The organism is Parafrankia soli (genome assembly GCF_001854695.1).
GTDB lineage: Bacteria > Actinomycetota > Actinomycetes > Frankiales > Frankiaceae > Parafrankia > Parafrankia soli.
This window is the reverse complement of the sequence record NZ_MAXA01000232.1, coordinates 1-13,282: the sequence shown is the minus strand read 5'-3', so window position 1 is coordinate 13,282 and position 13,282 is coordinate 1. Positions and strand designations below refer to the sequence as shown.

Annotated in this window: 7 protein-coding genes; 2 read left to right on the top strand and 5 right to left on the bottom strand. The window is 76.0% G+C overall.

Annotated elements, in window-relative coordinates; translation table 11 throughout:
- Position 1 precedes the first annotated feature (1 nt).
- Both lpdA and BBK14_RS23140 read right to left on the bottom strand, forming a co-directional pair.
- On the bottom strand, positions 2-1,384 hold the full coding sequence (lpdA, locus tag BBK14_RS23145; RefSeq protein WP_071065371.1) for a dihydrolipoyl dehydrogenase: 1,383 nt from the start codon (positions 1,382-1,384) through the stop codon (positions 2-4).
- A gap of 284 nt (positions 1,385-1,668) precedes the next feature.
- Positions 1,669-3,270 (bottom strand): leucyl aminopeptidase, encoded by a 1,602-nt coding sequence (locus tag BBK14_RS23140; protein WP_071065370.1) that lies wholly within the window; start codon positions 3,268-3,270, stop codon positions 1,669-1,671.
- Between the two features lie 192 nt (positions 3,271-3,462).
- Here BBK14_RS23140 and gcvT point away from each other — a divergent pair, with 192 nt between their 5' ends.
- Positions 3,463-4,560 carry a glycine cleavage system aminomethyltransferase GcvT gene (gcvT, locus tag BBK14_RS23135; protein WP_071065369.1) on the top strand — a complete coding sequence of 366 codons (1,098 nt, stop codon included), beginning with the start codon at positions 3,463-3,465 and terminating at the stop codon, positions 4,558-4,560.
- 85 nt (positions 4,561-4,645) lie between these two features.
- Here the strand turns inward: gcvT and BBK14_RS23130 are convergent, their stop codons facing one another.
- The 3 genes from BBK14_RS23130 to cobT all read right to left on the bottom strand — a co-directional run bounded on the left by BBK14_RS23130 (position 4,646) and on the right by cobT (position 8,756).
- Positions 4,646-6,097 carry an alpha/beta hydrolase domain-containing protein gene (locus tag BBK14_RS23130; protein ID WP_112108421.1) on the bottom strand — a complete coding sequence of 484 codons (1,452 nt, stop codon included), beginning with the start codon at positions 6,095-6,097 and terminating at the stop codon, positions 4,646-4,648.
- A gap of 447 nt (positions 6,098-6,544) precedes the next feature.
- Positions 6,545-7,372, bottom strand: a complete 828-nt coding sequence (gene cobS, locus BBK14_RS23125) for an adenosylcobinamide-GDP ribazoletransferase (protein WP_071065398.1) — start codon at positions 7,370-7,372, stop codon at positions 6,545-6,547.
- 7 nt (positions 7,373-7,379) lie between these two features.
- Positions 7,380-8,756 carry a nicotinate-nucleotide--dimethylbenzimidazole phosphoribosyltransferase gene (gene cobT, locus BBK14_RS23120; protein WP_071065367.1) on the bottom strand — a complete coding sequence of 459 codons (1,377 nt, stop codon included), beginning with the start codon at positions 8,754-8,756 and terminating at the stop codon, positions 7,380-7,382.
- A gap of 138 nt (positions 8,757-8,894) precedes the next feature.
- Between cobT and BBK14_RS42365 the strand changes: the two genes are divergently transcribed.
- On the top strand, positions 8,895-13,154 hold the full coding sequence (locus BBK14_RS42365; protein ID WP_241831779.1) for a DUF4062 domain-containing protein: 4,260 nt from the start codon (positions 8,895-8,897) through the stop codon (positions 13,152-13,154).
- The last annotated feature ends 128 nt before the right edge of the window (positions 13,155-13,282 follow it).

Genomic DNA, 13,282 nt, shown 5'->3' with positions numbered 1-13,282 from the left:
CCTAGCTGTGGACGTGCAGTGGCTTGCCGGCGAGAGCGAGGTGCGCCTCGCCGAGCGCCTCGGAGAGGGTCGGGTGCGGGTGGAGGAGCTGGGCCACGTCGGCGGGGTATGCCTCCCAGTTGGTGATGAGCTGGGCCTCGGCGATGAGCTCGCCGACCCGGTCGCCCACCATGTGGACGCCGACGACCGGGCCGTCCGCAGCCGAGACCACGGTCACCGCGCCCGCGGAGCGCAGGATCCGTGCCTTTCCGTTGCCCGCCAGGTGGTACGTGGCGGTGTTGATCTCCCCGTGGCGTTCCCGGGCGGCGGCCGCGGTCAGACCCACGGACGCCACCTCGGGATGGGAGTAGGTGACCCGCGGGACGTTGTCGTAGTCGACCGGTACCGGGTCGAGCCCGGCGAGCAGCTCGGCCGCGAGGATGCCCTCGGCGAACGCGACGTGGGCCAGTTGTGGCCCGGGCCGGACGTCCCCGAGGGCCGAGACCGTGGGGATGTTCGTCCGCAGGTGCGTGTCGACGAGGACATGGCCGCGGTCCGTCGAGACGCCGACCTCGTCCAGGCCGAGGCCGGCGGAAACCGGGCCGCGCCCGACCGCGACGAGCAGGAGCTCGGCGTCGACGGTGGACCCGTCCTCTAGGACGACGGTCACGCCCTGGTCGGTGGTCTTCGCGCCCGCGAGAGGCACCCCGAGGCGCAGGGCGATGCCCCGGGCGCGGAACGCGCGTTCGAGCAGCTTCGAGCTGGCCTCGTCCTCGGCCGGGACGAGATGGCCCAGCGCCTCGACGATGGTCACCTCGGCGCCGAACGAACGCCAGACCGACGCGAACTCGCAGCCGATCGCCCCGCCGCCGAGCACCACCACCGACCCCGGGACGTGCTCCAGCGCCAGCGCGTCCCCGCTGTCGATGACCGTCCGGTGGTCGAGGTCGAGGCCGGGCAGCGTTCGCGCGGCCGAGCCGGTGGCGAGCAGCACGTGCCGGGCCTCGACCACCCGGTCGCCGACGGTCACCGCGGTCGGGGACACCAGCCGGCCGGTGCCCGTGACGACCTCGATGCCCCGGGCCCGGACCAGTCCGCTCAGGCCCTTGTACAGGCCGTCGACCACCGAGTCGCGGTATGCGCCGACCCCGGCCATGTCGATGCCGTCCAGGGTGGCCCGGATGCCGAAGGTCTCGCTGGCGGCGACGGTGTCGACGACCTCCGCCGCGTGCAGCAGCGCCTTCGTCGGGATGCAGCCGCGGTGCAGGCAGGTGCCGCCGAGCTTGTCCTTCTCGATCAGGACGACCCGCAGGCCGAGCTCGGCGGCGCGCAGCGCGGCGGCGTACCCGCCGCTGCCACCCCCGAGGACGACCAGGTCGACGGGACCGGCCGCTGTGTCCGCCACGCGAGGGGTCCCTTCTTCGTCGACTTGCGGACGGGTGGGGTCACGGCCTGGCGGCGGGGAGGAGCGTGGTCGTCGTCCAGGCCGGTGAGCCCCGCCGGGGCGGCACCCGACCGCGGGACGGGCGTCCCGCCGGGTGACACGCTCCGGCCCGCCCAGTCTTTCACGACGAGGCGGTTGGACTGGACAGACTGCGCCGACTGTGCCGCATCACGCGACGTCCGTTCGTGTCACCCGGCCTCTCACCCGGCCTCTCGCGCGGCGGCGCGCGGCGGTGGCGCCGCACGTCACGGGGTGGTGGCGGCCCTGTCCTCGGCGAGCTGGACGAGGGTGCGCACGATGGCCCCGGTACCGCCTCTGGGCGTGTAGCCGTAGGGCTCGCCGCCGTTCCAGGACGGGCCGGCGATGTCGACGTGCGCCCAGGGGATCTCCTCGGGCACGAAGGCGGCGAGGAAGTGGGCGGCGAGCAGCATGCCCGCGTCGCGGTTCCCGCCCGGCGCCACGTTCGCCAGGTCGGCGACCACCGAGTCGAGGCTCTTGCGCAGCTCCGGCGGCATCGGCATCGGCCATACCGTCTCGCCGGCGCGCCCGGCGGCGGCGACCACCGCGTCGGTCGCCTCGGAGCGGCCCATCACCCCGCTCGTGCGGGTGCCCAGCGCGACGATCTGCGCGCCGGTGAGGGTGGCGACGTCAACGACGAGCGCCGGAGTGTCCTCGGACGCGCGGGCCAGCGCGTCGCCGAGCACGAGCCGCCCCTCGGCGTCGGTGTTGAGCACCTCGACCCGCTTGCCGCCGCGCAGCGTGATCACGTCGGACGGCCGGATGGCGTCGCCGGAGGGCATGTTCTCCGCGCACGGCATCCAGCCGGTCACGTTGAGCGCCAGGCCCAGCCGCGCGGCCGCGACGACGGCCGCGAGCACGGAGGCCGCGCCGGCCATGTCGCTCTTCATCCACTCCATGGACACCGGCGGCTTCAGCGACAGGCCGCCGGAGTCGAACGTGATGCCTTTGCCCACCAGGGCCAGGTCGGTGCCGGCCGGCTCGCCCCTGGCCGCCCCGGTGCCGGCGGCACCCTGGTAGCGCAGCCGGATCAGCCGCGGCGGGTTGGCCGAGCCCTGGCCGACACCGAGCAGGCCTCCGTAGCCGCCCTCGGCGAGCGCCTCCTCGTCGAGCACCGTCACCTCGACGCCGGCCGCGCCGCCACGCTCCACCGCGATCTCGGCCAGCCGGGCCGGCGAGAGGTGGCTCGGCGGGGTGTTCACCAGGTCCCGCACCAGCGTGACGGCCTCACCGATGATCGTCGCGCGCTCCAGTGCGGCCTCGGTCGCCGCCAGGTCGGACGGGTCCTCGACCGTCAGGACCAGCTCGCGCACGGGTGCAGGCCCGTTCGGCGAGGTGCGCAGGCTGTCGAACGCGTAGGCGCCCAGCAGCGAGCCCTCGGCCGCCGCGCGCAGCGTGGACGCGGTGGGCCGCCCGGTGGCGAGCGCGAGCGTCGAGGCGACCCGGGCGGTGCCGGCGAGCGCGCGGACGGCGGCGCCGGCCGCGCGGCGCAGCGTGTCGGTGTCGGTGTCGGTGTCGGCGCTGGCACCGCCCGCTTCCTCACCCGCTCCGGCGGTACCGGCGGTGAACGCGGCGTGCTCCCCGACGCCGACCGCGAGCACGGTCGGGGCCTTCAGCGTCCCGAGCGTGGCGAAGCGGACGATGTCGCCGGTGGCTCCGGTCGCGCCGAGGTCGGCGAGGATCCGGGCCAGCCGGCCGCCGAGCGCCGCGTCGAGGGCGCCGGTCCCGCCGAGGGGCACCGGACCGTCGTCGCCCTTGGCCATTCCGATCACGACGGCGTCGACGTCGAGGTCGGTGAGGGCTGCGGAGGCGGCAGAGGTGACGGTCATGCTTCGAGCGTATTGGGCCCCGGGACCTGTGGCCTGGTGTGGCACCGAGGCGGTGGGCTGCCGGTGGCCGGAGGGGACAGCGGGAAATCGCCCCGTCACCGCGCCGTCATCCCGCCGGCCCGTGGCCACGTGGTCCCGTCCGGGCCGCCGCCGGCGTGCCGAAGTGACGTCCCGGGCGGCTACGCTGCCGGTATGGGAGAGCTGCGTCGGTCCCCGCTGCACGAACGGCACGTCGAGCTGGGCGCCAAGACGGCCGCCTTCGGCGGGTGGGAGATGCCGATCGAGTACGCCGGCCGGGGCGTGCTCGCCGAGCACGCGGCCGTCCGCGGCGCGGTGGGGATCTTCGACGTCAGCCACCTGGGCAAGGCCCGGGTCGCCGGCCCCGGCGCGGCCGAGTTCGTCAACACCTGCCTGACCAACGACCTGAGGCGGGTCGGCCCCGGCCAGGCGCAGTACACGCTGTGCTGCGACGAGACCGGCGGCGTCGTCGACGACCTGATCGCTTACTACTACGCCGCCGACAACGTGTTCCTCGTGCCCAACGCGGCCAACACCGCCGAGGTCGTCCGGCGGCTCGCCGCGCAGGCGCCCGCCGGCGTCGCCGTCACCGACCTGCACACCGAGTTCGCGGTGCTCGCGGTGCAGGGCCCCGCCGCGCCGGAGGTGCTGCGCAAGCTCGGCCTGCCCGCCGACGGTGCCTACATGAGCTTCGCCGACGCCGAGTGGAAGGGGCGGCCCGTCATCGTCTGCCGCTCCGGCTACACCGGCGAGGCGGGCTTCGAGCTCCTGCCGCGCTGGGCGGACGCGGTGCCGCTCTGGGACGAGCTGCTGACGGTGGTGACCGGCCTCGGTGGCCTGCCGTGTGGCCTCGGCGCCCGGGACACCCTGCGCACCGAGATGGGCTACCCGCTGCACGGCCAGGATCTCTCCCTGTCCATCAGCCCGGTGCAGGCCCGGTCGGGGTGGGCCGTCGGCTGGGACAAGCCGGCGTTCTGGGGCCGCGAGGCGCTGCTCGCCGAGCGCGCGGCGGGCCCGGCGCGGTCACTGTGGGGGCTGCGCTCGAACGACCGCGGCATCCCGCGCCCGCACATGCGGGTGAGCGGCCCGGACGGTGCCGAGCTCGGCGAGGTCACCAGCGGCACGTTCTCCCCGACCCTGCGGCAGGGCATCGGCCTTGCCCTGCTCGACCGCTCCGTGACCGCCGGCGACGAGGTGGCCGTGGACGTGCGCGGCCGCGTCTCGACGATGACGGTCGTCCGCCCGCCGTTCGTCTCCGCCTCTCCCAGATGACGCCGGCGGGCCGCGCCGACGCGAGCCGCCGGGCGGCCGGACTCCCGGGCGCCCGGCGGCCCGCCTCAGCGGGTGACGAGCGGTGTCAGCCGGTCACGCGTTCCGGCTCGGCGAAGTCCAGCAGGGCGGCGCGGTCCTCGCGCAGGACGAATCCGGCCTCGACGGTCTTGTCGGCGCTGGTGCCGTAACGCTGCTGGTAGGCCGCGCGGGTCGGGTACAGCTCGGCGACGCGGTCGGCGGGAAGTGGCGTGGTCGAGCCGAGCAGCAGGCAGATCGTCGACAGCTTCGGCCCGGGATCACCCGAGAGCACGTCGATGGGAACGTCGACGGGCGGTGTGCGGACACCACCGAGGGCGATGCCGTCCGCGTCACGGCGCACGCCCGGCAGCAGGCCTTCCGTCAGCTCGACGCGCGGGCCGGTGACCGGTGCCCGGCCGGTCTCCAGCCAGTCGGTGAGCCCCCGCAGGGCAGCCTTCGCGACCAGGTGCAGGGGACCGTTGTTGATCGGGACGCCGCAGTCGATCGAGGCCGCGTTGGCGCCGAGCAGGTGCGCGTCGGCGTGTGCGGTGCCGGCGACCTCCCACAGCCGGAAGCGGTCGCTGTCGGGCTGCCGGGCCTTGCTGGAGTTGAGGATGCCGGTCAGGTCCGACTCGGTCTGCACGTCGAACACGGGTGCCGTCTGGTCGGTGCGGAACGTCGTCGGGGAGCTGAGCAGCGCGCCGGTGAGGTCCGCCCCCTGGCCGGGCCCGACCAGGGGCAGTGCGGAGGCGCCCCGGCTGTGCACGTAGAAGCCGTCGAAGGCGGCGGTGATCGGCTGGACGCCGTTGTAGTACGTGACCATCGCGAACGCCGACTGGGACTCGCCCGCGGCGACCAGCCGCCGCGGCTGCAGGCCGTCGAGCGCGGCGCCGGCCCGGAGGCCGCGGGCGACCTGGGACAGGATGTCGAACGAGAACCCGTCGCCGGGGTGCGCCAGCGAGCCGTACCGGGCCGGATCGATCGCCTTCAGTCCCTTGCCGGCGAGCTCCGAGCCGGGGCCGGGGGCCTGCACGAGAACCTGGCCGCCGATCACGCCGATCTGCTGCGCGGACACGCCGACCCAGACATGGCCCTGCCGGGTGATCTCCTCGTGCAGGTTGGCCCACTCGGGGTCGGCGTCCACCCCGCCGCTGACGTTCAGCCATTCGACGATCACAGTGCCGCTGAACTCCGCGGCCTGAGCCGGCCGGCGTACGAGGACCCGGGTGCGGTACGAGGCGCTCCCGTCGGGTTCGAACGTCCATCGGCCGTCCTGGGGGAGCCCGCCCACGGCGCGGTAGGACGACGCCGTCCCGGCCGCCGCGTACTCGTGCTCGACGTAGCCGGCCTGGGCCAGGTCCACCGTGACGGCGGCGCCGATGAACGGGCCGTTCCCACCGGTCAGCTCCTGCGACAGGTCGGCCGCGATGTCAGGCGGAGGTCCGCCCGGGCCGCCGCCCGGCACGGTCCAGCAGGCCGGTAACGCCAGCAGCGCGAGGCCCGTGAGCACCACCGCCATCGGCGCGCGCGCCGCGCGCCGCGCGCCGCCGGGAGGGCGGCCCGCTCCCGGCCCCGACTGCGTCGGGGATCGGTTCCCGAACATGGCTGGGACGGAGTCTCACAGGTCCTCCTCGGCCCGCGCCCGGTACTCTGCGCGGCGATGCTCGCCGACTGGGTGTCGGTGGTGGCGACCAGTGAGTCACGCAGGGGCCACGGCGGACAACGCTTCGCGAGCGGTACCGCGAGGCGCGAATCCTGCTGGGCGGGCCCCGAAAGGTCCACCGGGAGTCAGGGCACCGATATCTACCGGCGGGTAACTTCGGGTCCGGTTCCGCGGCCGCCCGATCCGGATGATCGCTACGGGCTTTCGTCGCACTGGCACCAAGGTGCCGACCAGCCGCGGGCCGCGGCACAAGTCCGCGGAACTCCACCCGGGCCGTGATGCTGAGCTACGTCCGACTTGGTACTAGTCGAGGCCGAGGGAGCGCAGGACCGGATTCGGGATAGTCGACGCCATCGTCAGCAGGGTCACCATGGACGTGATCTCGATCGTGGCGCCGAGGGTGTCCCCGGTGATGCCGCCGAAGCGGCGCACCAGCCAGCGCCGTAGCGCGGTGGAGACGGCGACCCCCACGGCGACGGCGATGATCGCGCGGACGGCCCGGCCGGTGTCGCCGCCGTCGTAGTCGAGCCGGCCGGCCAGTCCCGCGACGACGAGGACGCCCACCGTGGCCAGCACCGCGTCCCGGCGCCGCACGGAGCCGGCGACCAGGGCGCCGAGCCCGTCCGGTCGGGCGGAGGGGATGCCCTCGACGCAGGACAGCGTGGCCGCGAGGCGGCCGGCCATCGCCGCGACGAGGATCGAGACGGTCCCCCGGTGGGCGGTGATCGCGACGCTGAGCGCGCTCACCTGGACGAGGACGACGAACAGGACGGTGATCGCCCCGAACGCGCCGATCGTCGACTCCCGCATCACGGCCAGCGCCCGCTCCCGCCCGCCACGGACGCCGAACGCGTCCCCCACGTCGGCCAGGCCGTCGAGGTGCAGGCCGCGGGTGAGCAGGGCCAGCAGCGCCACCCCGAGCACGGCGGGCAGCATGGTCTGGGGGCGCTCGTGCGGGACCTTCGTGACGATGCGCGTCGTCACCACCAGCAGCGCGCTGACGAATCCGAGCACCAGGCCGACCAGCGGGGCGAGGGCCATGGCGCGCCCGGCGACCGTCCGGTCCAGGCGTTCCGGGCCGCGGACGGGCAACACGGTGAGCAGGGTGAAGGCCGCGCGCGCCTCGATCATCAGACGGTCACGGCGCGCTGCCGGCAGTGCCGCCCGCGCCCGGCCCATCGGCGCCCGGCCTGTCAGCGGCCGGTTCGGCAGGTGTGGGCCCGGTCTGGGTGGAGTCCGGCGTGATCAGGCCGAGCATCCCCAGGTCGAGTCCGGGCATGCCGGAACCGGTCGGCCCGAGGGCGGCCGGGCCGACCGCGGGCGGCTCGTAGCTGCCGGGGGCCCCTGGCTCGGGGTCACCCGGCTCGGTGTCTGTGGTGTCGGCGGTGTCGGGCGCGGCCGGCTCTTTGGCGCTCACCCCGGCCTGGTCGAACGTCGCCATCTCGGCCAGCGTGGCCTGCGCGGCCGTCAGCATCGGGACGGCCAGCAGCGCGCCGGTGCCCTCCCCGAGCCGCAGGCCGGCGTCCAGGAGCGGCTCCAGCCCGAGGTGGTCGAGGACGAGGCGCTGCGCCGGCTCGGTGGAACGGGTCCCCGCCACCCACCACCGCTTCGCCCCGGGCGCGATCATCTCGGCGGCCAGCGCCGCCGCGCAGACGATCACGCCGTCGAGCACGACGGGCGTGCGCCGCACCCCGGCCTGGACGAGGAGGCCGGCGAGCGCGGCGAGATCCGCCCCACCGGCGACCCGCAGAACGGAGCGCGCGTTGCCGGCGTACGGCCGGGCGCGGCGCATCGCGTCCCGGATCGCGGCCGTCTTGAGCATCCAGCGCTCGTCGTCGATGCCGGTGCCGCGGCCGACGACCTCGATCGGCTCGCGGTCGAGCAGCGTGCCCACCACGGCGGCGGCGGGCGTGGTGTTGCCGATGCCCATCTCGCCGGGGACGAGCAGGTCGGCGCCGGCGTCGATCTCCTCGTCGGCGATCAGCCGGCCGACGGCGAAGGCGGCGTCGACCTCGGCGGCGGTGAGTGCGTCGGTCCGGTCGATCCGCCCGCTCCCGCGCCGGACCCGGTACCGCTCGGGAGACGCGCTGCCGTCCGCCCCGCCCGCCGTGGTGGGCACGGGGGTGTCGACGGCGACGTCCACCACCCGCACCGACGCGCCGACCTGGCGGGCCAGCACGTTGACGGCCGCGCCGCCGGCGGCGAAGTTCGCGACCATCTGCGCGGTCACCTCGGACGGGAACGCGGACACGCCGGCCGTGGCGATGCCGTGGTCCCCGGCGATGACCACCACCCGGACCCGGCGCAACGGCCGCGGCGGGCAGGTGCCCTGCGCGCCGGCGATCCAGACCGACAGGTCCTCGAGGCGGCCCAGGGCGCCCGGCGGTTTGGTGAGCAGGCCCTGCCGGTGGCGCGCGGCCGTCATGGCCTCGTGGTCGAGGTCGGGGACGACCGGTACGGCGTCCGGCGCGAGCGCGGGCGCGGCGGCGGGTTCGGCGGCCGGGGTGATGTCCACTGGTCCTTATTACCTGATCGACGGAGTTCTTCCGGCACCCGCGTGGTTTCGGGTGACGACCGGCGCCGACCTGGGCGGCGTCGGCGAAGCGTCTGCGCGCTCTGCCGGAGGTGATCCGGTAATTTGCCGGATGTGTCTGTGCCGGAGGGGCTGCCGTCCGAACCGCCCGGCAGCCTCGCCGTGCCCGCCGCGCCGGACGTGGTGGCGGGGGGTTCGGTCGAGCTGCGGGGCGAGTCCGGGATGTGGCCCGCGGGGGTGGTCGCCCCGTGGGCGGGCGACCCGCGCGGCCCGGACCGTCGCCGGGTGATCTTCCTCAGTCACACGGCCGAGCTGCGGCGTTTCCCACGGGACCGGTCGTTCGTGGCCGCCGCCGAGCGCGCCGTCGCGCTGGCCGGTGACCGTGTCGTCGACATGGAGTACTTCGGCGCGCGCGCCGACAACCCGGCCGAGTTCTGCGTCCGGCAGGTCCAGGAGAGCGACGTCTACATCGGTCTCATCGGGTTCCGCTACGGGTCGCCCGTCCGGGAGCTGCCGCACCTTTCCTACACCGAGCTCGAGTTCCAGGCGGCCACCGAGGCGGGCATGCCCCGCCTGGTGTTCCTCCTCGAGGACGACGCGGAGGTCCCCTTCCGCGAGTTCGTCGACCCCGCCTACGGCGAGCGGCAGGAGGCCTTCCGGGCGCGGCTGCGGGACGGCGGCACCATCGTCGCCGGGTTCCGGGACGGCCGGCTGGAGACCGCCGTGCTCGACGCCCTGGTCAAGCTGCGGGACAGCGAGCGGCGGGCGACCCGCACGCTGCCCGGGTTCGGCGACGTCCCCCCGGGCCCCCCGGGCCCGCGGCCCGTCCTCGTCCCGGGTCTGGGCCCTGGCGGTGGATGGCTGCGCCGCCCCTGGATGGTGCCGGCCGTCCGGGGGCTGGTGGAACGCCCGGAGCTCACCGAGGCCGTGCTGCGCCGGCTGCTGCCGCCCGCGAGTGCCCCGGACGCCGCGAGTGCCCCGGACGCCCCGGCCCCCTCGGCCCCCCCGGTCGGCGCCGAGGTCGTCCCACGCCCCGTCGTGCTCGCGGGCGCCGGCGGCTTCGGGAAGACGACGCTGGCCGCGGCCGTGTGCGGCAGCACGCGGATCGCCCGCCGGTTCGGCGGCGGGGTGCTGTGGGTGACCCTCGGCGAGTCGCTGGCCGGGGCGCACCTGGCCGACCGGATCAACGACCTGAGCGAGGCGCTGTCCGGGGTCCGCCCGACGCTGTCGGACCCCGAGCAGGCCGGGTTCCGCCTCGGTGAGCTGCTCGGCGCCGAGCCCCGGCTGCTCGTCCTGGACGACGTGTGGCGGCGCGCCCAGCTGCGCCCGTTCCTGCAGGGCGGGCCGGGCTGCGTCCGCCTGATCACCACGCGGATGCGCGGCCTGCCGCCGGACGCCGACGTCGTCCAGGTGCCCGCGATGGCCGACGGCGAGGCGGTCAGCCTGCTGACCAGGGATGTCCCCGCGCCGCTGCCCGACGCCGTCCTGCGCCGGCTGCTGGTGGTCACCGGCCGCTGGCCGGTGCTGCTCGCGCTGGTCAACCGGGCGGTCGTCCGCCAGACCCGGGACGGCATGTCGGTGCCCCGCGCGGCCGAGCGGGTGCTGCGCCGGCTGGAGCGGCGCGGCCCGACCGCACTGGACGTCAGCCGGGTCGAGGAACGGACGCTCGCCGTCGAGGCGACGCTGTCGGCGAGCCTGGGCCTGCTCACCGGCGACCGGCTCGACCAGTACCTCGAGCTGGCCGTCTTCGGCGAGGACGTGGAGATCCCGCGGGACGTCCTGGAGGCCTACTGGGCGGCGACCGGCGATCTCGACCCCGACGAGGTCGACGACCTGTGCCAGGAGTTCGCCGACCTTTCCCTCGTTGTGGCCTACCGGCGGGACCCGCCGTCGCTGGTGCTGCAGGACGTCCTGCGGACCTACCTGCGGGCCCGGGTCGGGGCGGAGCGCCTGCGCGAGCTGGACGGCGTCCTGTGCGACGCGCTCGCCGGCATGATCACCGGTGGCGCTGGCGGTGCTGACGACCCGGCCGGTGCTGACGACCCGGGCGGCCGCGGCGGCCCTGACGGCCCCGCCAGCCCGGTCGGCTCCGAGCCGGCCGGCGGGGTGCGTGCCCCGTGGTGGACGGCGCCGGAGCGGGCCGGCTACCTCTGGGAGCATCTCGCCCGGCACCTGGCCGGCGCCGGCCGGCACGACGAGCTCGCCGCGCTGCTCGGGGACCTGCGCTGGACGGTCGGGAAGCTCTCCGTCGCCCGGCTCGGGCCGGTGGCGGTCGAGGCCGACCTGGCCGTCGCCGGCAGGGTGCGGCCGGACGACCCGGTGCTGCCCGCGCTGAGCCGGGCGCTCGGGCAGAACGCGCACCTGCTCGGCCCCACCGAGCCCGCAGAGGCGCTGGGCACGACCCTGCTGAGCCGGCTCGACGGCATCCGCGCGCTCGAACCGGCCCGCGCCGCGCTGGCCCGGCGGCTGCGCGGGCCACGGCTGGTCAACCGGTGGACGCTGCCCGACCAGCCGCACCCCGCGCTGCGCCGGGTGCTGGCCGGCCACCACCGCCAGGTCCTCGCGCTGGCCGTCGCCCCGGACGGGTCGTGGCTGGCCTCCGCAGGCATGGACGGCACCGTCCGCACCTGGACGGTCGGCGCGGGCACGGCGCGCTCGGTGCTCACCGGCCACGTCGGCCAGGTGTTCGGCGTCGCGGCCGCGCCCGGCAGCGGCTGGCTCGTCTCGGCCGGCGAGGACGGCACCGCCCGGATCTGGGACGTCCCCGGCGACGATGTCCGTGGCGACGACGTCCGTGGCGACCTGGACGACCCCGAGCCGGGTGATCCCGGCGACACCGGGGAGCGGGAGCGGCGGGGCCGGGATCCCGAGGGGGCCGACCCGGTGGCGCGACTCGTCCTGCGCGGGCACGACGGCCCGGTGAACGGCTGCGCGGTGACCGCCGACGGCACCGGTGTGATCACCGTCGGCGACGACGGCTCGTTGCGGACCTGGGACGCCACCACCGGCACGCCGAGGCTCGCGGTGCCGGTCACCGGCGGGCGGCTGCGCTGCTGCGCCACCGGGCCGGGCGGAGCCGTCGTCGCGACCGGCGGCGAGGACGGGACCATCCGGCTACACGACCCGCTGACCGGCGAGATCCTCCGGCGGCTGGCCGGTCACGCCGGTCCGGTGCTTGCGCTGGCGTTCGGCCCGGACGGCTCCTGGCTGGTCTCGGCGGGCGAGGACGGCACGTTGCGTCGCTGGGACACCGCCGCCGGCCGCCAGACCGGGGTGCTCAGCGACGGCAGCCGCCCCGTACGGGCCTGCGCGGTCGCCCCGGACGGCTCCTACCTGGTGGCGCCGGCCGGGGACGCGATCTCCGTCCGGGATCTCCCCACCGGCGGCCAGCGGGCCGAGCTCACCGGGGCCACCGGGACGCGGGCCTGTGTCGTCGCCCCGGACGGCTCCTGGATCGCCTCCGCCGGGCGCTACGGCACGATCCGGGTCTGGAGCACCGGCAGCGACCTGCCGCGCCCGTCGACCGCGGGGCGCAACGAGGGGGCCCGCGGCTGCGCCGTCGTGGCCGGCGGCCTGGTGGTCTCCTCCAGCGACGACGGCACCGTCACGGCCTGGGACCCGGTCACCGGCGAGCCGGGCGCGGCGATGGCGGGCCTGCCCGGGCCGGCCCGCGGCTGCCGGGCCGGCCCCGGCGGGCGCTGGGTCGTGGTGTCGGCGCAGCCGACCGCGCTGCGGCTGTGGGAGCCCGCCACCGGCGTCGTCCGCGCCGTGCTGACCGCCGACGTGGCGATCCTCGGCTTCACCGTCTCCGCGGACGGCTCCTGGGTGGCCGGCGGCTGCGAGGACGGCTCGGTGCGGCTGTGGGACACCGAGTCCGGGGAGTGGATGGCCACCTTCGCCGGCCACACCGAGGAGGTGCAGGCCTGCGTCGCCGGTCCGGACGGCACCTGGCTCGCCTCCGGCGGGGACGACGCCACCGTGCGGATCTGGGACGTGGCGACCCTCGAGCAGCGCGCCTCGCTGCCCGGCCACACCGACCCGGTGCTCGGGCTGACCACCGACCCGGCGGGCCGCGTCCTGGTCTCGACCGGCGCGGACCACACCGTGCGGGTCTGGGAAGTCGTGACCGGGCGGGCGCTGGCCGTCCTGCACGGTCACGCGCACACGGTGCGGGAGGCGAGCTTCTCCCCGGACGGCGCCTGGCTCGCGACGGTCGGCGGGGACGGGTCGGTGCGGGTCTGGGACCCGCTGACCTGGCAGTGCCGCACGATGATCCGGTTCGAAGGCGCGGCCCGCGGCTGCTGCTGGCTGCCGGACTCCACGGGCCTGGCCGTCGCCGGCTCGGCCGGCCTGTACCTCTACAGCTTCCTGCCGGACTGAGCGATCCGTCCCGACCGGCGTGGACGGACGTCTGGCCGTCGGGTGCGGGCCGTCGCGCGGACGACTGTGGCGGTCGGGTGAGTCCGGTGGGATTCACCCGACCGCCACGGTCGGGGCTGATCGGGGGC